The organism is Zobellia russellii (genome assembly GCF_044597075.1).
GTDB classification, from domain to species: domain Bacteria; phylum Bacteroidota; class Bacteroidia; order Flavobacteriales; family Flavobacteriaceae; genus Zobellia; species Zobellia russellii.
Genome location: NZ_CP139000.1, coordinates 3,597,162 through 3,621,153, shown reverse-complemented (window position 1 = coordinate 3,621,153; position 23,992 = coordinate 3,597,162). Strand labels below are relative to the sequence as shown.

The window sequence follows — 23,992 nt, the reverse complement described above, 5'->3', positions numbered from 1 at the left end:
AAAGGTTTGGTGTGAATAGTTTAAAGAACTTCTTATTATCTAGCCAATTGAAGCCAGCCAACAAGGTTTCTTTCTAATTCAGGAATCTTAATGGAATAGTAGTATGTTCCGGATGGCAAATGATCTCCATTGTTCAGAACACCTTTTACATTAGCTAGACCGTTCCAAGTATTGCGGTAGTCTACCGTTTTATATACAAGGTTTCCATTACGATTGTAAATTTCTACGGTATTCGAGTAATCTTCAATACATTGAACCGTGAAAAAATCATTGAAACCATCATTGTTAGGAGTGAATTCATTGAAGACTTTTAAACAAAATTCTTCGCCCAGAACCATTCCACAAGAGATTGTCTCAACGTCTAAGGACATCATTTTACTTGGGCTACATATTGAATCATCTGTATACGAAACACTAATTTGGGTGCCGGTTAACTCCGTCCAACGAACGATTACAAAGTTATCCGTAGAAGTACCTCCTTCTGTAATGGTACCACCAGCTACAGTCCAAACATAATCTTCTTTGTCTGCATTGGTTTCATACGTATACGAACGCCCTCGGCATACTTCCTCAGATTCTCCGGTTATTGTAATAGGTGAAATACCATCAGCAAATATATTTGCCATAATTCTTAATCGCTCACTACTTTCGCAACCATTTTCAACAGCGGCAACATAATACCAACGGCCATCTTCTATAGGTGTTGAAGGGTCAATTGCGTTTCCACGTAAACGGCTATCATAAAAAACAACATTGGTTTGATCAACTTGAATATCTCCCACCGTAGGGTCATCGCTTTCACAAAAAACCTGACTGCTAGAATTTGTCGTGGGCATAGGAACGTCATTCACTTGTACCGTTATCTGCACCCTAGCTAACACGGATGAAGGTATACCTGCAATTCCTGCAAAATACACTTCACCATCAACCAAAGGAGTATTAGCATTTAATTGCAGTCCTGCTGTAAGGTCATTAAAAAACACAATATCATTAAGACCTACTTTCAAATCTGCAACAGTAGCAAAATCAGAGGCACAAAAAACTTGAAAAATATCATCTATGATTAAATCTGGAAGGTCTACAGAAATCTCCTCGGATACGGTACATAGAACACCTTTTACAAAAGCTTCAATTGTATTATCTATATCTGAAACCAAATCTATAGCATCTACTGCGATGCTGAACGATGAATCTGCCGCAACGACACCATCAAAAAGGTTACCGTTTATACTTAAGGATATAGTTTCACCAACCGTAACATCACCAGAAACAGTTCCTGTTACATTTACTGAATTGTTGCCGTTAAATATATCTATTAGACTATCTAGGCTAACCATTGGGTTGGAATCAATAGATACCGTTTTTGTAAAATCAACTACATTAACTTCAACCGATTGTAAATCGCCCGGAGCGTTTTCACAACCCGCCAAATCATGTTTAACGGATACAAAATACGTGTATGGGCCACCTGCTTCCGTTAATCCCGTAATGGTCAGTACACCATTGGAATCTATTTCATAAGTAGCTCCTCCAGAAACCAGACCGTCTGTAATCTCATTGGTTTTGTTTGCATCAAAATACCATGAATATGTACCATCTACAGAACTGGTTGGAACCAATACCACATTATCCGAAGAACAAATGGGATTTTCATTTCCTAAAACAGTTATATCATCTGCTGTTGGAACAGACTCCACATTTATCGTGACCTCAGTTCTAGGTGATTCTTTAAGACAACCGATTTCCGCAGCTGCTACATAATAAGTAGTATCCGAGTTAAGTATAGGTGTAGTAAAAGCTTCACCTGAGTCTAAGGTTGCCAATAGATTTCCGTCTTCTTCTGCATCGTACCACCTTAACTCAACATTATCGTCGTTCTCAACTTCCGCAACAACGCTAGTGCTAAAACCGGCACAGATATTTAGGTCATCCGAAGTAGAAGTTATTACTGGTCTTGCAGGAGCCCTAAACACATCATAAATTAAAAGTTCCTGATCAATACCTGCGCCAAGCAAGGATGATAAACGTACAGTTACCCGATCAACAGGGGTTGTAGGGTCAAAACCTATTACTGCCGCCTGGCCACTTTCTAACAGACCCAATACATCTAGATCCAATAAACTTGATAAATTATCTGAGAATATGGATTGGCCTGCTCCATCTTGACCAATTACTTCAATTGAATTAGCTATACCCAATTGCAACAAAGACTGGTCCATTGCCATCTTTATATAATAATTATCCCCTGTATCTTCCGGACTATCAAAATAAAAAGTCTGCTCAATACCGGCTAGAGCGTCAACAAGGCCTAAACTTAATTCAGAAGAGGTAGTATCATCACCATCTATGGCAAACTCGGGGTTAGCAACTCCGGCCCCGCCTAAACCTAAAAGATCTAGCGTTAGGCCTTCACCACTAAAAGAAGTATAATTAGGTGCACCACATGTAGTGTCTCCTTCCCCATAATAGGCCCCATACACATTAAGGTCTCGTTCTTGGCCCAGTCCTATTAAGGACCCAACACTATTGGTTATACTAACCCTATCATAAGGACTAGATGGCGTTAGAGCCAGAAAATAATCTCCGTTCTTATCCGTTACCACACGCGCTTCATCTGATGAAAACGCATTAACAAGTCCTGAACTAGTCTGAAGTACACTATCATCAATATTGAACGCCTCTACAGAAAATTCTTGATTACCAACAAGTAATGTTCCAACAATATCAGAAAGTAGACCACCTAGGCTACCACCCAATAGACTGGATAGTATATCATCTTCAGTAGCAATCTTTATAAAACTGGTAGTGTTTGCTGGTACTGTAGTAGGGTAATTAAGTTCCAAAAGACCGTTATAATTACCAATACCCAATACAATTCCGGAACCGGCCCGTACAATTGCATTGGTTGCTAAATCTGAATCTATGGCGTTATTTGGTTGGGTAACTGAACTTTGGTTTGAAATGGCGTCGGCATAAACCCTATCCTGTGCATAGGAGACCGAACAAACAAAAAATAGCCAGATTAAAAAGTTTTGCTTCAGCGTAGTTTTACGTATCATAGGCAAACTGTGTAGGTTAAGTCTTATAAAAAACCTAAATGTGAGAAACATTATTGTTTATGCTATTGTATACCCTCGGTGAAATACTTATTTATTCGATGAAAGGATTTCTTATCGATAAGCTGTAGTTTAAAAGTGTCATTTATCGAGTGCCAAAACCTACAAATATCTTACATACTGATAAACAACACTTTACAATGTTTGTAAAAGAATAGCCCCAGCACTATTCATTACTAATGAAAAGGACAATAAGATTTCCCAAAAATTAATGCATATAAAAAGCCTCCTACTTCATACGAAATAGGAGGCCTTATATTATAAGGTAACTAAAGACTATTCAACTCTCATGTTTTATTTAAAAAACAACTGTGTAAAATAAAGAATACCATTCTCATCTGCAGTTACACTAACCGCTGTATAATTAAAATCGCCTTCCATTACTTTCTTATGTGTTGGGCTATTTTTCCACGCTTCAAGAATATCATCAGCATTTGTAAAATCCATACCTAAGTTCTCAGAAACAAAATCCGCATTAGCTTCTACTGATAATTTAGAAGCCCTTTTATCAAAATTATCATGACTTATAACTCCTTCAGAAATCATATACTCGTTGTGTGCATTTGCGTAACCATATGCCACACTGTTAAACTCTACTTCGTTTAAACCAACAGAAACTCTATACTCGTTAACAACATCAATAACTTCCTGCTCTATAATAGATATTTCTACTTCTTCATTTGTTGTTGCAACCACCTTGTACAATTCATCTTCTTCTGTAGTAGAAGTAGAACATGAAGTCATTAAAGTTGCAAGAGCGATAAGAAGTAAAATATTGAATCTGATCATAACTTAAGAGAATTAATTTTTGTAATTCGTTTCCTCTATTTAGGAACGGCACATTGTAGGATACTTGACGAAATTCTCTTAAGTGGTACGTTTTACTCGTTAAAGTGTAAAAAACTACTAATCAAATAGTTACACTCAAATAAAGTGTGTTTTATATCGGAAAAAACATGTGCTACGCCGATGATTTAACACTTAATCGTAAAAAGAAATTACTTGACCGATAGGCTAATTTTAGCAAACCCGACGAAGTATTAGGAAATGAGGATGAAAAGCACATTAGCCAAAAAAAATGGCGCATTCTAAACTTGTAGGAAAGAAAGTCTCTTGAAATCACGAAACCGGCAATAGATGCAAATTTTACTCTGTTCCCTATCGTAAATATAAAATGCGACTGACATCTATACAATCTAGAGACAATCGCATTTTATAAAAAAGTTGTTTTTTAACTACTTGAACGCTACATACTAAACCTCAGCTTCTTTTCAATAGCCATAATCATTTCATTGGCTATATCCTTACCGGTAGCATTCTCAATACCTTCAAGACCCGGAGAAGAATTAACTTCCAATAATAACGGTCCTTTGTTTGAACGGATAATATCTACACCCGCTACGGCAAGGTTCAAAACCTTGGCTGCTTTTTGAGCAAGTTTACGCTCTTCCGAAGTTATTTTAATAATAGAGGCTTTTCCTCCTTGGTGGATGTTAGCCCTAAACTCTCCTTTCTCTGCCTGACGTTGCATGGAAGCTACCACTTTCCCGTTTACCACGAAACAGCGAATATCCTGCCCATTGGCCTCTTTAATGAACTCTTGCACCAAGATATTGGTATTTACACTTTTAAAGGCGTTTATAACACTCTCCGCCGCCTTGTTGGTCTCGGCAAGCACCACTCCTTTACCTTGTGTGCTTTCCAACAACTTTATGATCAACGGGGCACCGTTAACCATTTTAATAAGGTCCTTGGTATCCATTGGCGATTTTGCAAAACCAGTAATAGGAATATGAATATCGTTCTTGGAGAACAACTGGGAGGCAAAAAGCTTGTCCCTAGATTGGGTAATAGCTTCCGCCGAATTTTGGCAGTATACCCCAAGATTATCAAACTGCCTGATCAAGGCGCAACCATAGAAGGTAACCGACGGCTTTATTCTTGGGATGACCGCATCAAAAGCGTTAAGAATATTTCCTCCCCTATACCGTATTTCGGGTGATCGGGCATCCAACTTCATGTAAGCATGTTCTACATTAAGAAAAACAATTTCATGGCCACGAGCTTCCGCGGCTTCTATAATGCGCTTATTGCTATACAACTGGGGATTGCTTGCCAACAAAGCTATTTTAAGACCTGACTTTTCTTTAAAGTAAGGAGCGTACATTTTGTTTACCGCCTCATCATTAAAGTCCTGTACTTGATAGTTTAAAGCCGGATTTACAATATACCTTTCATTTATGGCTTCCCTACCCAAAAGCATACGGAACTCCATAGTATCCCGGTTGGCCAAGGTAAGTTCAATCTCAAAAGTATCCTCTCCTATGGTTACAGGTGTGCGTACCACCAAACGCTCTTCGGAGATACCGGAAGAACTTTTAACCATCCTACGGTCCACCAATCTGGCCTGACAAGGAATGGCTATACTCCGGTTCTCTTGCAAAGGGCTAACCTCGAACTTTACCCATTCTTGAGTTCCCTTCATAATTATCTTGAGGTTGGTTGCTTGTATTGACGATGTTTTTGCCCCTGAATCTACCCTTGCCTTAATGGCAGGAATACCCAAATTTTCAAACACACACCATTCTTCACTACCTATAATCTTTAAATCAGTCAAACTATACTTTTTTTCTAAGTTCAAAAATATCTTTTCTCCTATCTTTTAAATTGCGTACGGCTCCAAATTGATTGAGTTCACGAAGTAAATCTATATCTACATCAGCAATCAAAATCATTTCGGTATTAGGAGTGGCCTCTGCTTTTATTCCATTTGTTGGGAATGAAAAATCACAAGGTGTAAATACCATGGATTGAGCAAACTGTATGTCCATATTCTGAACATTGGGCAAGTTGCCTACGCTACCTGCAATAGCCACATAGCACTCGTTTTCTATTGCCCTTGCCTGCGCACAGTGCCGCACTCTTGAGTATCCGTTCTGGGTATCCGTTAAAAACGGAACGAACAAAATATCCATTCCCTCTTCGGCCAATAAACGGCTTAACTCCGGAAATTCCGAATCATAACAGATTAAAATTCCGATTTTTCCACAATCCGTGTCAAAAGCCTTTAATTGGTTGCCCCCTTGCATACCCCAAACTTTGGCTTCATCTGGAGTAACGTGTAACTTTTCATAGCGCTCCATACTCCCATCACGTCTGCACAAGTAACCAACGTTGTACAAGCGGCCATCAATCATTTCGGGCATGCTTCCTGTAATGATATTGATGTTGTACGAAATGGAAAACTCCGAGAACTTCTGTACTATAGCACCGGTATGTTTTGCCAACTCCCTAATAGCATCAGGGGTGGACAAATGGTTATCCTTGGCCATTAACGGTGCATTGAAAAACTCGGGGAACAGCGCAAAATCCGACCTATAGCCAGAAACGGCATCAATAAAATACTCTGCCTGCTGTAATAATTCCTCTAAATCTTTATACGGCCGCATCTGCCATTGTATAAGCCCCAGACGAATAACAGTTTTCTTTGCCGATGCTTTTTTGGAAGGCTTTTGGTAATAAATATTGTCCCATTCCATTAAAATGGCAAAATCACTAGACGCTTTATCTCCTTCCAAATAGCCTTTCATAACCTTGGCAGGATGAAAATCATTACTGATCTGGAAATTTAGCACCGGATCTGCAATTTCCTTTCTACGTACCTTGGCAATATATTCTTTTGGAGTAAGCTCGTCTTTATATTTATGGTAATTGGGCATTCTACCTCCAAAAGCTATGCTCTTAAGGTTGAGCTTTTCGCACAGTTCCTTACGGTAGTCATACAATCTACGCCCTAACCTAAGTCCACGAAACTGCGGCTTTATAAAAACCTCTATTCCGTAAAGAACATCACCACTGTCTTCATGCGTGGCAAAAGTATAGTTACCCGTAATCTGCTCATAGGTATGCTCATCATCAAAATTATCATAGTCTACAATAATGGACAGGGCCACACCGGCCAACTGTCCATTAATTTTTATAACAACCTGACCTTCCGGAAATTTATCGATCAGCGATTTAATGTGCTTCTCTTTCCAGTATGAGCCGGGCATATTGGTATATGCGGATATCATTGCAGTTTTGAGCTCTTGATAATCATCAAGGTCCAAAAACTTTAACTCTATATTCTCTATTTCTTCTATTTTCATTGAACGGACATTATATAATTACTATCTCTATCAACAAAACCTTGGAATAGAACAAGGGGGTTCATAAACCTATTAACGATATTAGTCTTCATCGTCTTGAGCCATGTCTTCTGGGTCAGGCTCCACTACCGCTTCTGGATCATCATCATCAAAATCTTCATAATCATCCTCGTCATAATTCTCCATCGTATACTCAAGCTTGGCACTGATCTTAACCAAATACTTAGTATCTTCCGTTAAAACCTCAACCGCCTCAATACGTTCTCCACTGGCATTTTTGAAAGATATTATATTTCTATCATCATACCCATCTGGGTATGCCTCTACCAACAGCTTAAGGACTTCAGGCGTCAACTTTTTAAAGTCTACTATAACGCGCTTTAAATTTGTATTTTCTTTTCTGTTACTCATAGGTCAAGAAGATAAGCAAAAATTAATGGCGCAACAATGGTTGCATCGCTCTCAATAATAAACTTAGGGGTATCTATATCTAATTTACCCCAAGTGATTTTTTCATTGGGAACCGCACCGGAGTACGACCCATAACTTGTTGTAGAATCACTAATCTGGCAGAAATAGCTCCAGAAAGGTGTATCCGTTCTTTCCATATCTTGATAAAGCATAGGCACTACACAAATAGGAAAATCTCCTGCTATACCACCACCAATTTGGAAAAACCCGATTCCGTTTTCGGAATTGTCAGTGTACCAATCTGCCAAAAAGGTCATGTACTCAATACCTGATTTTACGGTGCTTGCCTTCAATTCTCCTTTTAGCACGTATGACGCAAAGATGTTACCCATAGTACTGTCTTCCCAACCTGGACAAACAATAGGTAGGTTTTTCTCGGCGGCAGCGTACATCCATGAATCTTTTAAATCAATTTCATAATGCTCTTCAAGAACACCGGAAAGTAACATTTTGTACATGTACTCATGTGGTAAATAACGTTCTCCCTTAGCTTCGGCTTCCTTCCAGATCTTAACAATATGCTCTTGCAACCTTCTGAAAGCTTCCTCTTCTGGGATACAAGTATCCGTTACGCGGTTCAGGCCCTTTTCCAATAACTCCCATTCATCTTTTGGAGTTAGATCTCTATAATTAGGTACACGCTTGTAATGTGAGTGTGCTACCAGATTCATGATATCCTCTTCAAGATTGGCACCGGTACATGATATAATTTGCACCTTGTCCTGACGGATCATTTCGGCAAATATTTTACCTAATTCTGCGGTACTCATAGCACCTGCCAAAGAAACGAGCATTTTTGAGCCTTGCTCCAGTTGTGCTTCGTACCCTTTAGCAGCGTCTACCAAAGCAGCCGCATTAAAGTGCAAATAGTATTTTTCTATAAATTCTGAGATCGCTCCCTTAGTCTTCGTCATCTTCAAATTTTAAACCGTTATTGCCAGATTTACTATCAACATCATAGGTATTATCATATTCATCATCTACCGCCTCACCCATAAATTTATAGCTAAGCATTTTATAATACAATTTTGCGGCAAGGAAATCCGAAGATTTTTCGGCTGGGTTAGGGCAAAGTTCAACAATATCAAAACCTACTACGTTCTTTTCGTCAAACACCTGTTTTAAGAACTCCAATGTTTCATACCAGAACAAACCGCCTGGTTCCGGAGTACCGGTAGAAGGCATAATGGAAGGGTCAAACGCATCAAGATCAAAAGTAATTAGAACATTATCGGTCATTGCTTCAATAACCTTGTCCATCCAGTATTCATCTTGGGCCATATCATGCGCAAAGAACGTTTTTTCCTCATCCATGAACGTTTTCTCAATGGCATCCATAGAACGGATACCCACCTGAATTAAATTCGTGGTCTGGCTGGCTTCATGTACCGCACAAGCATGGTTATACTTTGTACCCTCATAAGACTCACGTAAGTCTGCATGGGCATCTATCTGCAAAACGGTTAAATTATCAAAACACTCGTTAAATGCTCGTATTGTACCTATTGAAATAGAATGCTCACCTCCAAAAAGGGTAACGAACTTGTTGCGTTTAATGTATTTTTTGGTTCTCTTGTGCACGGCGTTTACCACAGCTTCCGGAGAACTGTTTTCCGTAATGGCTTCGGCTAAATGAATACCCTGCTCGTAAACCTCTGTATTGGTCTCAATATCATACAGCTCCATATTCTCAGAAGCTTCTAAAAATGCTTGAGGGCCTTTATCGGCTCCTTTTCCCCAAGTACTTGTTCCATCGTAAGGCACAGGTATTAAAACTACCTTGGCCGTCTCTAATTGTGCGAATTTATCGGGAATTCCCGCATAATTCTTTGTTGTGCTCATCTTGATTAAATGAAGTTTATAGGTTTGATGTAATTTTTTGTGAAATGGTCTCAACACTACCGTTCTTAGCGGTTTTTTCGGTTTCGTAACCCAATATACTAAGCAAGTCTTCTGCTTTTTGTTGCGGACTGAACAATTCATAGGTAAAGTTGCCATTGGCATCCTTATCTATCAATATGTGTTTGGGTTGCGGAATCAAACAATGCTGTAACCCACCGTAACCACCAATGGTTTCTTGGTAAGCCCCAGTGTTAAAGAACCCTATATACAAGGGCTTGTCCCGCCTGTATTTAGGTAGATAAATGGCGTTCATGTTTTGTTCGCTATTGTAATAATCATCGCTATCACACGTTAAACCACCCAATAAAACACGCTCATACTCATCGTTCCAGCGGTTTATAGGCAACATGATAAAACGTTTGTTAATGGCCCAAGTATCCGGTAAAGTGGTAATGAAAGAAGAATCTATCATGTTCCATTTTTCACGATCGTTCTGCTGCTTTTGGTACAGAATCTCGTAAATGGCACCACCGCTTTCGCCTACGGTAAAACTTCCGAACTCAGTAAAAATGTGAGGCACGGGTACATCTGCCTCTTGGCATGTAATATTGATCTGATTTAGAATCTCATCGATCATATATTGATAATCGTACTCAAAGGCCAAAGAATTCTTTATAGGAAAACCACCTCCAATATTTAAGCTATCCAAAGACGGGCACATCTTTTTTAGACGTGTATAGACCTTAAGACACTTTAGCAGTTCGTTCCAATAGTAAGCATTATCACGAATTCCGGTGTTTATAAAAAAGTGAAGCATTTTTAGCTCTACCTTTTCATTATCCTTAATCTGGTTCTCGTAAAAGGGTACAATATTCTTATAGCCGATGCCCAGTCTAGAGGTATAGAACTCAAATTTTGGTTCTTCCTCAGAAGCTATACGGATGCCTATTTTGTAGGTATCATCAATTACTTCGGACAGCAGGTCAATCTCCTCATAATTATCAATAATGGGAATACAGTTCCTATGACCGTTATTAATAAGTCTAGCAATATTTTCTATGTACTGCTCACGTTTAAAACCGTTACAGATTACATAGGCATTGTCCTTTAATTTACCATCCCTTTTTAACTGCTCTACAATATTAATATCAAAAGCGGAAGACGTTTCAATATGAATATCGTTCTTTAAAGCCTCGTGCAGAATATGTTGAAAATGGGAACTTTTAGTACAGTAGCAATAATGGTATTTACCCTTGTAGGCGTTCTTCTCAATAGAATTTGCAAACCAGTTTTTTGCCTTATTAATATTGTCAGATATCTTAGGCAAATAAGTGAATTTTAACGGGCTACCATATTTCTCTACCAGCTCTTTAAGCGGAATATCGTGAAATTTTAAATGCTCGTTCTCAAGCGTAAACTCTTCTTGAGGGAAAAAGTAAGTCTGATCGATTAAATCGATATATTTATTATTCATTTTTAATTCTTGTGAATGAAAATCGGTATATTTTTTTTAAGTAATGCGTTTGTACGCGTTATGAAATTGTTACCGATGGTATCATATAAGAATTTGTTCCTGGGTAGTAGGAATAAAGAAGTAGTTGTGCTGGCTTTGCACAATAGAAGTGAAAAAATCGGAAGTTAGCTTTAAAATCCGGTCGCCCATCTTATGGGTTGCTATGAGATTTGACTTCCTAATCTCCCATAGCCCGAACATAGAAACACACTGCATGTTGTTCAGCTAAAAGCTCATAATGCCTTCAGTTTTACGTCGCTAAAGACAGGACAAATGAAAACAAAAAAATTGTAAAAACAAGCGTTTTCAAAAAATTTACGATAAAACGCGAAAAAAAGTTTTTACAACTACAACTATATCAAAAAATATCATCTAATTATCTTATTTTTAAGACATTAAAACACCCTTGACAAATGAAAAAAAACAGCATACCCCATCTCAAAAGCATTAGTTTATGCTTGCTCTTGGCCCTTACAAACATATTATATGCGCAAATACCTTCAAACACTTACTTTTTTGAGGAAGAAGTTAATGCAAAAAATATCACCCATGAACTCAAAATTGATGGTGATTATTTTACACATACCGTCTACGATAAGAAACCGGCCCAATTTATCATTACGCGCGGTGGTTTTGTTCAAGTAAAAGATAACGAACTCGTATTACAATTGGAATTCAACTCTAATTATGGAAAGGACCAATTAAAAACACTCAATATTCCCTTTAAAACCGAAGGTGAAAATCTCATCCTTGAAATGAAATCCAAACAAACCTTTAAACCCATTGCCCCGTTAGAACAAGAGCTGGACGGCAAGTGGCTTTTCGCTACCCGTGGCCCAGATACGGGACAAGAACGAAGGGGTGAGGAAAACCCCAGAAAAACACTGAAATTTCTAAAGGACGGTCGTTTTCAATGGATAGCCTACAATACGGATACCATGCAATTTTTTGGTACCGGTGGCGGAAGCTTTTCTTCTAAAAACGGAAAGTATGTTGAGCATATTGAATTTTTCTCTAAAGATAATTCCCGTGTTGGTGCTACCCTAAATTTTAATTATGAGCTAAAGTATGTGGACTGGCACCATACCGGAAAGAACAGTAAAGGAGAACCTATGTATGAGATTTGGGCCAAGAGAAAAAATTGAAATTATTCGGTCTTAAAACAAGTTATCAACAATTCTTATGATAAAAATATCATAATTCATAAAAATAAAACACAATGTAAGCCTTCATGCGCCGTTATAAACGGACAATCATAATAATGATGGTATGAACCCCCTTACGAAAGAACAGATAAAAGAACTTCAGGAAAAGCTAGAGGAAAACAAAAAAAGGATAGACGAGTTGGTGAAAAAATTTGACGTCTATAAAATCTAGTAAACCATTTCCAAGAAAAGTGACCCCGGCAGGAATCGAACTTGCATCTAAAGTTTAGGAAACTTCTATTCTATCCATTGAACTACGGGGCCAATTAATCCAGAGGGCAAAAATAAAGTTTTTTTAGAAGTGCAGAAACAACCGGACAACTAATTTTAAACCGTTTCAGGTAAAAGTCTTTAACACTTACTCCGTTATTTCCTTTACAAAATTAACAATCAACGGCAAGGCCGGATAGACCATGATATGGCCATAACCATCAAGTTCCATGAGCTGTACATTTGGGTGTCCCAAAACCTTCATCATCCTATAAAAGTAAGCTACCTCTTCATAACGTCCTAACAGCTCCAACTCACGATTGCCGGTTACCAACAACATAGGTGGAGCATCTTTACGAACATGGAATAGGGGCGCATATTTATCTACAATAGGCTGGGTTCCTTCTATTCCCATTTCTTTACGAACGGTCATATGCGTTATGGTATGCCCGCTTAACGGAGCTAGGCCTGCAATTTTATTGGCATCTATACCATGTTTTTCCAAGTAGGATTTATCCAACCCAACCATACTTGCCAAATATCCACCGGCAGAATGACCGGAAACAAAAATCTTATCAGAACTACCATTATACTCAGAGATATTCTTAAAAACCCAAGCTACTGCCGCTGCCGCATCTTCTATATAGACGGGGTGTTTTACTTTGGGATGCATCCTATAATTAACGGCCACCACTATAATACCCTTTTCCTCCAGTCCCTCCGGTATATTCTTCTCTCCATTTTCCAGCCCGCCACCATGAAACCAAACCACAACGGGAGCACTAATACTATCTTTGGGATAGTAAACATCTAACTTGCAACGTTCTTTTAAGTATTGATTTTGGGATCGGACGGTTTCCGGGTAATAGGGAATATTCTCCTTTAAGATATACCCCTCTTGACCAAAGGCGGTAGTAACCACCATTAATAAACTAAAAAAAACAACCCTTGCCCTAAATATCATACGCACTAGCTTTAATCTATAAACAGATTAGGTAAAGCTAACGAAAACCAAGGAAACAAGGTTACCAGAATGAGTACCAAAAAGCTGACCAACAAAAACGGCATACCCGCCTTACTTACCTCCCCAATAGATATTTTACCGATACTAGATGCCACAAAAAGACAAACGCCAACAGGTGGAGTGGTTAAACCAATAATTAGATTTAATACGGCTATTACCGCAAAATGAATAGGGTCAACATCTACTGCCAAAGCAACCTTTAACAAAATGGGAAAAAGAATAAGTAATGCCGCAATAGTTTCCATAAAGGTCCCGACCACTATGAGCAGTAGATTGATTAGCAATAGCACTACGTATTTATTGTCCGTAAAACCTAAAATCTCATTGGAGATACTTTGTGGAATCTGCTCCGTAATCAATATATAACCGAAGAGATTGGCAAAACCAACCAGCACCATAAGCGATGCCGAAGTTTTCATGCTGTCTAGAAAAACCACTTGAATGTTCTTAAAATTCAAGCGTTTATAAACAAATTTACCTATCACTAAAGCGTACACTACGGCAATAATAGAAGCCTCGGTAGGAGTAAAAATTCCGCCGATAATGCCGTACAGAATAATGAAAGTCATTAAAAGCGACCAAAACGTATCTACAAAACCACGTGCCACTTGCTTAAAACTGCTACGGGCATGTTTGGGGTAATTTTTCTTTTTTGATATGAAATAAGCGGTCAATAATAACCCTATTCCTAAAAGTAATCCTGGCAGCGCACCGGCAAGAAACAATTTACCAACGGAAAGTCCGCTTAAAGTAGCCGCAATAATCATGGGCACACTTGGCGGTATTATAGGCCCTATAGTAGAGGAAGCCGCAGTAACCGCACATGAAAAACCAGTATCGTAACCTTCCTTTTTCATTGCAGGAATCATAATAGACCCCATGCTTGCCGTATCTGAAATGGCCGTACCGGAAATACCGGCAAACAGCATTGACGCCCCAATGTTCACTAAAGAAAGCCCTCCTCTAATATGCCCCAACAAATGGTTACAAAACGTGATGATTTTTTCCGTTAGCCCTCCCTGGTTCATAAGATTTCCTGCCATAATAAAGCCGGGAACACTTAAAAGCACAAATACATCTATGCCTGCATACATTTTCATAGGAACGATAATCAACGGAATACCTTTCATCAAAATATAGCTCAAACAAGAAAGTCCAAGCGCAAAGGCTATTGGAAAACGCAGCACAAGACACACGATAAATACAATAACAAGAACCCAAATCATACTTTAGAATTTTTATAATTTCTTTGAATCCTTTTCCACAGGTAATAACTAATAGAAGCAGACATAATGAACATACTAAAAAACGCAATGCCCATATTAAAACCCAAACTGGGGGACTTCTCAGGAATACCCAACACTACAAATTGTATAGAATAAATAGCCATGAGCAAAAACAAAAGCAAGACTATTACCGGAATAACCTTAACCAACGTACGCTGCATACGCACAGGAAACCTGCTAAAGAACATATCTAAATGCACGTAATATTCGCTCTTCATGGCTAGACCGGCACCAAAAGATGTAGCATAAATAAAAAAGAGTCTTGAGGCTTCTTCCGTCCAAGAAGGAGTTGCAAGCGGAGTAAACCTGCAAAAAATTTGTAATAACACCGTGGCAATCAGCCCCCACGTACTTAGTAACGCACCCACTTTTAGAATACGTCCAATAGCTTTATGAAGCATCTTTCTCTGTTTTCAGTTGATTGTAAATTTTTTGCATTTCAGGCGAAAGGCTTTTGTAAATAGCTTCCTCACATTTTTGTTGAAAAGCATCTTTATCCACCTCTATAAATTCCATACCCTTGGCCTTTAGTTCTTCCTGAACACTTTTTTCGTTCTCCAAAAAAAGATGGTGTTCATAGGCCTGCATATCTTTGGCGGCTTCCATAAAAATTTTCTTTAAGTCCGGAGGTAATCTTTGAAACTGCTTTTCACCCACTACGGGGTACACCCAACTTACAACATGGCTCGTTAAGTTCAGGTACTGCTGTACTTCGGAAAAGCCCGCATTGTTGATTAATGCAAACGGATTTTCCTGTGCTTCTATAGTACCTTGCTGTAAAGAGGTAAAAACTTCGGAAAAAGCCATGGGCGTGGGTTTTGCTCCAAGGGCTTTCCATAGCGTAACAAAAGAAGGAACATTGGGAATTCTTACGATGAGCCCGTTTAAATCATCCGGATGCCGGATAGGACGGTTTGACGTTAAATGCCTAGGGCCACGTTCAAAATGACCCAATGACCGTAGGCCGGCCTTGTTTATCATTTCTTCTTCCATCAACTTACCAATTGGTCCATTAATATACCTATTCATGTCCGTTGAATCCTGCATTAAAAAAGGAAGCTCACAGAAAGTGGCCACCTCAAACCAATTGGTTAGGATAGAACCCGTGGTAGTCATATCTATCACATCGGCCTGAATGAGCCTAATGGCTTCAACCTCTTTGGCCAACTGTTCGGAAGGGTATATCTCTACCTTTATTCGTCCTTCGGTTCGTTCTTCTAGAATCTGCCCAAAATATACAAAAGCCTTATACCAAGTATGTTCTTCGTTTACCAAAAGGGCCGTTCGCAACAAAAATTCCGGTTCGGGTTTATCGGGTTTACAACTATTGAAACACAAAAGGGCAAAAAGACATAGCACTACCTTCTTTAAAATATAACTTAACACTCCTTGATTGCACATAATCTAATCTTCTACCTCAACCACCATTTCTATTTCCACGGCAATATTGCCGGGTAACGATCCCATGCCAACTGCAGCACGTGCATGTTTGCCACGTTCACCAAAAACTTGGACCATTAGATCCGAATATCCATTAATGACTTTGGGTTGATCGGTAAAATCCGGAACGGCATTTACCATACCGCGTACTTTTACAATACGCTTTACCTTTTTAAGATCACCTAATTCCGATTTTAAGACCGAAATTTGATTGATGCCCGTTATCCTTGCAGCCTCATAACCCTCTTTAATAGTAAGGTCTTGCCCCAACTTACCTGTAATATTCTCACCATTTGCCTTTGTTGGTCCTTTACCGGCAAGAAAAATAAGATTGCCGGTACGTACCGCATTTACATAATTGGCCATGGGAGCGGAGGGCTCTACAAGTTCAATTCCAAGTTTTGCAAGTTTAGCTTCTGGATTATATTCGGCATCATTTTGAGCATTACCCATAAAAGGTATAATTAGGGCAATGGCTACAACTACAAAGAAGATTTTCATAAAGTTTCAATTCGCTGTTGAATGCCCAAGATACACATTTACAACTTTCATTAAAACCTTGAATAACAGAAAATAACCAACAAACAAAAAATAATTTGTTTCAAATATGAAACTAGTTTCAAACTCTATGGAGCTTATATGGGTAGATTCCACCCGCATTCCATTGACATACGTATAGATTTTTATCGTTATCTACACATACATCATGACAGTGTTTGAAAATCGGTTTTTCTTGGAGCATTAATTTTAATTTCCCGTTTTCATATGTAGGTTCCGTGCCACCTGGGTTGGACACTACCTTATTATCCTTATCCAAAATGGTTACAAAACCCTTGTTGGCCTGCATATTATAATTGCCTTCTTCCATACCAAAACAAACTCCCGAGTATACATTTTCACCATCTATGACAGGTCTACTCACAAACAAACCGGGCATGTAGTAATCTTCTATATACTCCCCTTCCAAGGAAAACCTCTTGAATGAATTTTTTATACGTGCGGTGCAAAGTAGCGTTGGGTTTGAAGGATCCCTATTATCAATAGCAACACCATGTGCCTGTTTAAATTTTTCAGGCGTAAGAAAACTGTCTCCCCCAAATTTTCTAATAAAATTACCCTTGGGGTCGTATTGCAGAATGAACTGTGACCCATATCCATCGGCAATATAAATATTACCATTGGGCCCTATTGCGGTTTCCGTGGGTTTGAACGGTGCATTTTGTTCATATATACCCTTTGAAGCAGGTGATGCTATCTCTAGTACCACACCTCCATCTAGGTCGGTCTTTATTACCCTTCCCAAAGACGGATCGGTAATGTACAGAAACTCCGCGCCTCCTTCCTCGTGAATTGTAAGGCCATGTGCCCCAGGTAAATTTAATGTCCAGCTGTGTAGCAATACCCCAGATTTATCATATACCAACATATTGTTCTTGGCATGATCTGTAAGCATAAATAACCTTCCCTTTTTATCCATCACCATTTCATGGCAATTATTTACAGGGTGTTTCTTAGGGTCCAAATCTCCCCAACCCATTTCAACCCGGTATTTAAAATCACCATGTCCAATTATCTCTTCGCTGAAGTTAACTTTTGAATTATTAATATAGAATGGCACAGTGGTCATGGCTAAAATACCTCCCGTACCCATGGTTGTTTTTTTCATGAATTCTCTTCTTGTTGGCATGCGCATTAAGCTAAAATATCTTTTACTACATGACCGTGAACATCGGTCAAACGGTATCTTCTACCTTGGTGTTTAAAGGTAAGCTTTTCATGATCTATACCCAACAAGTGCATTATGGTGGCTTGGAAATCATGGACATGTACCCCGTTCCGGGCAACATTATAGCTAAAATCATCAGTTTCACCATAGACCATTCCCGCCTTGACGCCCGCACCTGCCATCCACATGGTAAAACAACCCGGGTGATGGTCTCTTCCATAACTTTCAGCAGTTAGTCTACCTTGCGAGAAACTGGTGCGCCCGAACTCTCCGCCCCAAACCACCAAAGTATCCTCTAAAAGTCCGCGTTGTTTTAAGTCAGTAATAAGCCCAGCAGTAGCTTGGTCTGTGCTCAATGCCTGTCTTTTAATTCCATTGGGGAGCCCGCCATGTTGGTCCCACCCCATATGGTACAGCTGTATAAATTTTACATCTTTTTCCGCTAGACGCCTTGCCTGTAAGCAATTGGCAGCATAGGTGCCCGGAATTTTGGCATCCTCACCATATAATTCATACACATGGTCTGGCTCATTGGAAGTATCTACCGCATCCGGTACCGAATTCTGCATGCGATATGCCATTTCATATTGATTTATTTTAGATTGAATTTCCGGATCTTTCCAGATATCATACTGCTGATTGTTCAAATCCGAAATATAATCCAGCGCCCGCCTACGGTCGTGATCGTGTACCCCATGCGGATTATTCAAATACAACACCGAATCTTTGCCCGAACGAAATTGAACTCCCTGATGGTGGGAAGGCAAAAACCCATTCCCCCAGGCCGCCGAACTTAAGGGTTGGGCACCTCCTCCTTTGGAAAGCATCACTACAAAATTGGGCAGATCCTTATTATCGCTCCCAAGGCCATAACTTAACCATGACCCAATTGAAGGCCTACCACTTAATTGAGAGCCTGTTTGCATAAACATAACCGCTGGTTCATGGTTAATAGCTTCGGTATACATTGACTTTATAATACAAAGGTCATCCACAACACCAGCGGTATGCGGAAAAAGCTCACTCACCCAAGCACCGGATTGACCGTATTGTTTAAAATCGAAAATGGACTGTACCAGGGGAAAAGTGCTTTGTGAAGTCACCATTCCTGAATTACGCTGTGTTCCCCTAACCGAATCAGGTATTTCTTGACCATGCCATTTGGCCAAGGAAGGCTTATAATCGAACGTTTCTATTTGAGAGGGACCACCACTCTGAAACAAATAAATAATCCGTTTGGCTTTAGCGGGAAAATGGGTTCCGCCCAATGCGCCTCCATGAGCATTTACCAACGAAGGCCTTTTAGAAACCAGCAAATCATTGGCAAAAGATTCTGTTGGACCCAAAAGACTGGACAGTGCAATGGATCCAAACCCCAAGGACGCTTTCTTTAAAAAGCCCCTACGGGTATCTTCAAACTTCTTTTGTTCATGAATATCTCTATAAATATCTCTCATAATCTTCTTCTTATCGTATGGTGAATCCTTCGGTAGTATTCATAATTCCGTTAATAACCGTTGCCAATGCCGCCACCTTCACTGGGTCCGAGGTGTTTTTTATTTTGGTTTCGCCCATATTCAAATAGGCGATGGCATCCTCTTCATGCTCCAAAAAACGGTGGAGTTCATCATCAAGAAACTTCTTCAAAACACCCATTTCCTCCTTTTGGGCTTTTCTACCTGTACTTAGTTGAAACGCCTTTTGCAATAGTAGTTCCGGGTTATAGGCGGTTTCCTGAATCAAACTTTCGGCAAGGACGTACGAAGCTTCTATATATTGAGGGTCGTTCAATAGCACCAAAGCCTGTAACGGAGTGCTGGTCTCCCTTCTTTTAACGGTGCACACACTCCGGTCTCCACCGTCAAAAATTTGCATAGACGGTGGTGCCGAGGTTCGTTTCCATATCGTATAAAGACTTCTTCGGTACAAACCCTCCCCATGCTCCTGTTTGTATCTGTAGCGCCAGGGCTTGTTGCTGATTTCGTCCCACAAGCCTTCCGGTTGATAGGGATAAACACTTTCTCCTCCAATTTTAGAAACCAAAAGCCCACTGATAGCCAAAGCATTGTCCCTTACCATTTCTGCGGTCATTCGCATACTAGGGCCTCGCGCCAATAAGATATTGTCTGTATCAATTTCCAACAATTCCGGGGTAAGTTCCGAGCTTTGTTGATAGGTGGCGGACATAACAATTAGCTTGTGTAATTTTTTGATATCCCAACCGGACTCCATAAACGCTACGGCCAGCCAATCCAATAATTCGGGATGGGACGGCAAGCTGCCTTGGTTTCCAAAATCATCCGAAGTGGACACTAAACCTTGACCAAAGTGCATTTGCCATAAACGGTTTACAAAGACCCTGGCTGTTAACGGATTATTTTTATCGAACAGCCATTGTGAAAGTCCCAACCTGTTTTTGGGCAAATCATCGCCAAAGGGCATTACAACTTCCGGCACATTGGGCTGCACCTCTTCCGTAGGAGCATCGTACATTCCGCGATCAAGAATATAAGTAGGTCTGGGCTTTGGCAAATCTCCCAATACCATAATTTCTTTTATAGGCTCTAATTCATTAAGCTGTTTTTCTCGTTGTTCCTTCAACTTAATTCTTGTATTTTCCGCCTCCTTGTCTATACTTAGGTAATAGAAATCCGTCAATAATTCCTTACCGTTACGCCCTGCTTCTTCTATTGCCGTTTTTGGAGCCATGCTGTAAAGCACTTCCAAAGGGGACAGCTGTCTGTTATAAATCTTGAGATTATCCACCCCACCGTCCTTAAAGGATTTAAATTTGCCACTTACGCCAACAGTAAAACCGGTAAAGGCATAATTATGTGCATTTTTCTTGAATAAGATTGACTTATAAAGGTTGTCTATTTCAATTTCTACCGGCACCTCTTTTCCATTCAAATACATATGAATTCCATCCGCTTTGCCCAACCCATCATAGGACACGGTTACGGAGCTCCACTCTTTCTCAGGAATAGATTCCTTTGTTTTTATCTGAATGGCATTGGATGGCCAGGAACGCGCAATTATAAACTTAAGCTTGTTATCCTCTAGGTACATAGAATAGCCTTTTAATCCTTGCCTAACTTCTTCGGAATGCGTGAAAATTGCGGCCTCTTCATAGTTTCTATCCGGTTTTACGGCAATGGAAATGGTAAATGGATCAGATTGATCAAACCACCCTACTTTTCCGGGCATTCTCATGGTGGTATAATCTCCAAAAAAAACAGCTTTTCCGTTTAGACCCTTGTCGATAATTGGTTCCCTGACGGTTACCGACTGCCTGTCTCCCCCGTTGTTTTGAGTGCTGAACGATTTCTTATCCCGAGGTAAAAACGAATCAAAATTTAAACTGGCCTGCAACCCCTTTTTTAAACTTTTCTGCAGCGAAGTCTCTAGAACCTTAGGATTTCTTGACCAATTGTGTATTTCATCCGGTGTTTCTTTTTCAACCGAAATCAATTGTTTATGTGTTAAATCGATATCTCTATCTATGAACTCCAACACTTCTTTCTGCTCATCATTTGTCAGCAAAAGTGAAGGTCCGGGTACTTGACCTGGCCCGTATACTGGCGTCCCAATTTCATTTGTACTATTGAAGAAGGCAAAAAGCTCATAATGGTCTTTTTGGCTGATCGGGTCATACTTATGGTCATGGCATCTGGCACATTCCATACTTAATCCTAAAAATGCTTTACCAACAGACAAGGTACGATCCGCCACATACTCCACCCGATATTCTTCAAAAACAATTCCCGCCTCAGAGTTCTTTTTGTGCAAGCGATTAAACGCGGTTGCCAAAATACTTTCTTGCGATGGGTTTTTAACAAGGTCTCCCGCCAACTGCCATGTTACAAATTGCTCGTAGGACATGTTCTCGTTAAAGGCTTTTATCACCCAATCCCTATACGGACTAAAATCGCGATGTTTGTCATCCAAATAGCCATCGCTATCCGCATAACGGGCCACATCCATCCATTCGGCAGCCATACGCTCACCATATGCCGGAGAGGCTAAAAGGCGGTTCACTACTTTTTCATACGCATCCGGCGATGTGTCGTTTACAAAATCCTCAACCTGTAACAAGGTTGGTGGTAATCCTACAATATCGAAACTTAGCCGGCGAATAAGATGCTCTTTTGTAGCCCTTTCAGAAGGGTTTAAATTTTTATGCTCCAACTTGGCCAAAACAAATTGGTCAATAGTATTCTTGGGCCATTCTGTGCGGGTCACTTTTGGAGCTTCTTCTTTTTTGGGCGTTATAAACGACCAATGGGGTTTGTACTCGGCACCTTGCTCGATCCATTTGGTAATCGTTGCAATTTCACTTTTGCTCAAAGCCACATTAAACGCTACAGGTGGCATCTTCAGTTCTGGGTCATCGGATAAAATTCGAGTTACCACCTCGCTCTCTCCAGGTTTTTTAGGTACAATAGGATGCTTCCCCGAGCTTTCCAATGCTTCGTAAGCACTCTTGGCAATATCCAAACGAAGTCCAGCTTTTTGGTTGGCCATATCCGGACCATGGCAAGCAAAACACTTATCCGATAATATGGGTTTTACGTGATAATTGAAATCTACCCGTTCCGGTAGTTTCGCCATTGCTTCCTCAATTTCTTCGGGTGCGTTCCATCCGCAACAGCTCAAACACAGGCAACAGATAACTAAAAATAGTCTCGATAAAAATCGCATTGGTTTTGGAATTTTCATCAATATACAACCGCATATTAACTGTTAATGCGTTAAAAAACTGTTTCGTTAACTGTTAATAATTTTAATTATCTTTAAAAAATTCCTTCTTTGAAGCAATGAATTCCAAGGATTACACTTCTTATGTCAACAAGATAATTTCAAGCAAGTCTTTTGGCAATTCCACTACGTACGCCAACCTGTTGCGATACCTTGTACAGTGTACTTTGGAAGATGATGTACCCAAGGAAACTACCATTGCCACAGAAATATTTGCCAAGAAAGAATTTGACCCCTCACAAAGTACACTTATTCGAGTCTATGTCTATAACCTAAGGAAAAAACTCAAGGCCTATTATCAAAATGAAGGGTTAAACGACCCCATCTTGTTGCGTGTACCAAAAGGCAGTTACAAAGTAGAATTTGAAACTAAAAAAAAGACGCCGAAAGAATCCAACAGACTTCTATCTAGAAAACAGATACTACTTCTACTTGGCTTTCTCTTATTGAGCTCCGTTATTGGAAATTGGATACTATATAGAAACAATAAAACTGTGAACCAATTTTCCGATTCTGTAATTTGGAACGGTATTTTCAATTCAAAAAAGCCCATGATCCTAGTCTTGGGAGACCTCTTTATTTACAGAGAAATAGATACTGCTTCCCATCGTGAGAAAGTGATTAGGAATGCGCTCATAAACGCGGAGAACCAACTTTACGATTCACTTCCTAAAATTGGTAGTGAAGGTTATATATACGAGCCTATGGAATACAGCTTTCTAATTAGAAATAGTACGGAATGGGTAAAGGATATTAGCAAAGTTCTTACTTCTAAGAACAAAGATTTTAACGTGCGTACGGTTTTACGTTTTGGTCCAAAAGAGCTTCCGGAAAACGATTTTATGGTTGTAGGAATGGCGAAGACCCTTGGAATATTTAAAGACTATATTGAGAAGAGTAGTGTGAAATACAATCCCCTTGGCGATACTTTTTCACCCAAAGGGTCCGACACTATTTACCGCCCCAGTGGAGATGCAGAAGCGTACCATAAAGATTACGCCATAATTATTAAAGCACCAGGCCCTAACAACAATGCCATCTATGTTTTTGCCGGATTATGGGATACGGGAGCATCACAAAGTCTAAAAAACTTCACCAACCCTGTTTTAGTAAAGCAATTGGAATCTCGCATGAAAACCGACCTAGGGGAAGTACCCCAGTTCTTTGAGGTTTTCATGGAAGTAAATGGCATTGACCGGATGGAGCTTAGTTCTAAAATAATTCACGTAAAGGCACTAGAACTGGATTAGAGG

Annotated in this window: 18 protein-coding genes and 1 tRNA gene; 2 read left to right on the top strand and 17 right to left on the bottom strand. The window is 39.7% G+C overall.

Annotation, left to right across the window (positions count from 1 at the left end):
• Positions 1 to 35 precede the first annotated feature (35 nt).
• The 8 genes from SJY45_RS14740 to SJY45_RS14705 all read right to left on the bottom strand — a co-directional run bounded on the left by SJY45_RS14740 (position 36) and on the right by SJY45_RS14705 (position 11,051).
• On the bottom strand, positions 36 to 3,059 hold the full coding sequence (locus tag SJY45_RS14740; protein WP_400071682.1) for a gliding motility-associated C-terminal domain-containing protein: 3,024 nt from the start codon (positions 3,057 to 3,059) through the stop codon (positions 36 to 38).
• A gap of 351 nt (positions 3,060 to 3,410) precedes the next feature.
• Positions 3,411 to 3,905 carry a CAP domain-containing protein gene (locus SJY45_RS14735; RefSeq protein WP_289038293.1) on the bottom strand — a complete coding sequence of 165 codons (495 nt, stop codon included), beginning with the start codon at positions 3,903 to 3,905 and terminating at the stop codon, positions 3,411 to 3,413.
• A 457-nt stretch (positions 3,906 to 4,362) separates the two neighbouring features.
• Complete coding sequence (rimK, locus tag SJY45_RS14730) at positions 4,363 to 5,733, bottom strand: 30S ribosomal protein S6--L-glutamate ligase (RefSeq protein ID WP_289063726.1); 1,371 nt, start codon at positions 5,731 to 5,733, stop codon at positions 4,363 to 4,365.
• A 1-nt stretch (position 5,734) separates the two neighbouring features.
• A complete protein-coding gene (locus SJY45_RS14725) occupies positions 5,735 to 7,264 on the bottom strand; it encodes a bifunctional GNAT family N-acetyltransferase/carbon-nitrogen hydrolase family protein (protein ID WP_400071679.1) in 1,530 nt (509 codons plus the stop codon).
• Between the two features lie 81 nt (positions 7,265 to 7,345).
• The gene (locus SJY45_RS14720) at positions 7,346 to 7,675 is read right to left on the bottom strand and encodes a hypothetical protein (RefSeq protein WP_215436098.1); all 330 of its coding nucleotides are present in this window, start codon (positions 7,673 to 7,675) and stop codon (positions 7,346 to 7,348) included.
• On the bottom strand, positions 7,672 to 8,649 hold the full coding sequence (locus SJY45_RS14715; protein ID WP_303407109.1) for a deoxyhypusine synthase family protein: 978 nt from the start codon (positions 8,647 to 8,649) through the stop codon (positions 7,672 to 7,674). The genes SJY45_RS14720 and SJY45_RS14715 overlap by 4 nt, the downstream gene beginning before the upstream one ends.
• Entirely contained in the window at positions 8,636 to 9,577 is a 942-nt protein-coding gene (speB, locus tag SJY45_RS14710) for an agmatinase (RefSeq protein WP_400071677.1), read from the bottom strand. The genes SJY45_RS14715 and speB overlap by 14 nt, the downstream gene beginning before the upstream one ends.
• A gap of 16 nt (positions 9,578 to 9,593) precedes the next feature.
• Complete coding sequence (locus SJY45_RS14705; RefSeq protein WP_400071675.1) at positions 9,594 to 11,051, bottom strand: arginine decarboxylase; 1,458 nt, start codon at positions 11,049 to 11,051, stop codon at positions 9,594 to 9,596.
• 452 nt (positions 11,052 to 11,503) lie between these two features.
• Between SJY45_RS14705 and SJY45_RS14700 the strand changes: the two genes are divergently transcribed.
• Entirely contained in the window at positions 11,504 to 12,235 is a 732-nt protein-coding gene (locus tag SJY45_RS14700; protein WP_400071673.1) for a hypothetical protein, read from the top strand.
• A gap of 252 nt (positions 12,236 to 12,487) precedes the next feature.
• Here SJY45_RS14700 and SJY45_RS14695 read toward each other — a convergent pair.
• From SJY45_RS14695 to SJY45_RS14655, 9 genes are all read right to left on the bottom strand, one after another.
• A tRNA-Arg gene (locus SJY45_RS14695) sits at positions 12,488 to 12,559 on the bottom strand.
• A 94-nt stretch (positions 12,560 to 12,653) separates the two neighbouring features.
• Positions 12,654 to 13,469 carry an alpha/beta hydrolase gene (locus tag SJY45_RS14690; protein ID WP_400071671.1) on the bottom strand — a complete coding sequence of 272 codons (816 nt, stop codon included), beginning with the start codon at positions 13,467 to 13,469 and terminating at the stop codon, positions 12,654 to 12,656.
• An 11-nt stretch (positions 13,470 to 13,480) separates the two neighbouring features.
• The gene (locus SJY45_RS14685; RefSeq protein WP_215436109.1) at positions 13,481 to 14,755 is read right to left on the bottom strand and encodes a TRAP transporter large permease; all 1,275 of its coding nucleotides are present in this window, start codon (positions 14,753 to 14,755) and stop codon (positions 13,481 to 13,483) included.
• Complete coding sequence (locus tag SJY45_RS14680; RefSeq protein WP_400071670.1) at positions 14,752 to 15,216, bottom strand: TRAP transporter small permease; 465 nt, start codon at positions 15,214 to 15,216, stop codon at positions 14,752 to 14,754. The genes SJY45_RS14685 and SJY45_RS14680 overlap by 4 nt, the downstream gene beginning before the upstream one ends.
• Entirely contained in the window at positions 15,206 to 16,216 is a 1,011-nt protein-coding gene (locus SJY45_RS14675; RefSeq protein WP_400071668.1) for a TRAP transporter substrate-binding protein, read from the bottom strand. Before SJY45_RS14675 ends, SJY45_RS14680 begins: the two co-directional genes overlap by 11 nt.
• A 3-nt stretch (positions 16,217 to 16,219) precedes the next feature.
• Positions 16,220 to 16,756, bottom strand: coding sequence for a RidA family protein (locus SJY45_RS14670; RefSeq protein ID WP_400071666.1), 537 nt, complete (start codon positions 16,754 to 16,756; stop codon positions 16,220 to 16,222).
• Positions 16,757 to 16,874: 118 nt separating this feature from the next.
• A complete protein-coding gene (locus SJY45_RS14665) occupies positions 16,875 to 17,921 on the bottom strand; it encodes a 6-bladed beta-propeller (RefSeq protein ID WP_400071665.1) in 1,047 nt (348 codons plus the stop codon).
• Between the two features lie 26 nt (positions 17,922 to 17,947).
• Positions 17,948 to 19,438, bottom strand: coding sequence for a DUF1501 domain-containing protein (locus tag SJY45_RS14660; protein ID WP_400071663.1), 1,491 nt, complete (start codon positions 19,436 to 19,438; stop codon positions 17,948 to 17,950).
• Positions 19,439 to 19,448: 10 nt separating this feature from the next.
• The gene (locus SJY45_RS14655) at positions 19,449 to 22,682 is read right to left on the bottom strand and encodes a DUF1553 domain-containing protein (RefSeq protein ID WP_400071661.1); all 3,234 of its coding nucleotides are present in this window, start codon (positions 22,680 to 22,682) and stop codon (positions 19,449 to 19,451) included.
• Between the two features lie 116 nt (positions 22,683 to 22,798).
• Between SJY45_RS14655 and SJY45_RS14650 the strand changes: the two genes are divergently transcribed.
• The gene (locus tag SJY45_RS14650; protein WP_400071659.1) at positions 22,799 to 23,989 is read left to right on the top strand and encodes a hypothetical protein; all 1,191 of its coding nucleotides are present in this window, start codon (positions 22,799 to 22,801) and stop codon (positions 23,987 to 23,989) included.
• The last annotated feature ends 3 nt before the right edge of the window (positions 23,990 to 23,992 follow it).

Bases quoted from the DNA above. Each gene is read 5' to 3' on its own strand.
- SJY45_RS14740 (WP_400071682.1), bottom strand. From the start codon at position 3,059: ATGATACGTAAAACTACGCTGAAGCAAAACTTTTTAATCTGGCTATTT.
- SJY45_RS14735 (WP_289038293.1), bottom strand. From the start codon at position 3,905: ATGATCAGATTCAATATTTTACTTCTTATCGCTCTTGCAACTTTAATG.
- SJY45_RS14725 (WP_400071679.1), bottom strand. From the start codon at position 7,264: ATGAAAATAGAAGAAATAGAGAATATAGAGTTAAAGTTTTTGGACCTT.
- SJY45_RS14720 (WP_215436098.1), bottom strand. From the start codon at position 7,675: ATGAGTAACAGAAAAGAAAATACAAATTTAAAGCGCGTTATAGTAGAC.
- SJY45_RS14715 (WP_303407109.1), bottom strand. From the start codon at position 8,649: ATGACGAAGACTAAGGGAGCGATCTCAGAATTTATAGAAAAATACTAT.
- speB (WP_400071677.1), bottom strand. From the start codon at position 9,577: ATGAGCACAACAAAGAATTATGCGGGAATTCCCGATAAATTCGCACAA.
- SJY45_RS14705 (WP_400071675.1), bottom strand. From the start codon at position 11,051: ATGAATAATAAATATATCGATTTAATCGATCAGACTTACTTTTTCCCT.
- SJY45_RS14700 (WP_400071673.1), top strand. From the start codon at position 11,504: ATGAAAAAAAACAGCATACCCCATCTCAAAAGCATTAGTTTATGCTTG.
- SJY45_RS14690 (WP_400071671.1), bottom strand. From the start codon at position 13,469: ATGATATTTAGGGCAAGGGTTGTTTTTTTTAGTTTATTAATGGTGGTT.
- SJY45_RS14685 (WP_215436109.1), bottom strand. From the start codon at position 14,755: ATGATTTGGGTTCTTGTTATTGTATTTATCGTGTGTCTTGTGCTGCGT.
- SJY45_RS14680 (WP_400071670.1), bottom strand. From the start codon at position 15,216: ATGCTTCATAAAGCTATTGGACGTATTCTAAAAGTGGGTGCGTTACTA.
- SJY45_RS14675 (WP_400071668.1), bottom strand. From the start codon at position 16,216: ATGTGCAATCAAGGAGTGTTAAGTTATATTTTAAAGAAGGTAGTGCTA.
- SJY45_RS14670 (WP_400071666.1), bottom strand. From the start codon at position 16,756: ATGAAAATCTTCTTTGTAGTTGTAGCCATTGCCCTAATTATACCTTTT.
- SJY45_RS14665 (WP_400071665.1), bottom strand. From the start codon at position 17,921: ATGAAAAAAACAACCATGGGTACGGGAGGTATTTTAGCCATGACCACT.
- SJY45_RS14660 (WP_400071663.1), bottom strand. From the start codon at position 19,438: ATGAGAGATATTTATAGAGATATTCATGAACAAAAGAAGTTTGAAGAT.
- SJY45_RS14655 (WP_400071661.1), bottom strand. From the start codon at position 22,682: ATGCGATTTTTATCGAGACTATTTTTAGTTATCTGTTGCCTGTGTTTG.
- SJY45_RS14650 (WP_400071659.1), top strand. From the start codon at position 22,799: ATGAATTCCAAGGATTACACTTCTTATGTCAACAAGATAATTTCAAGC.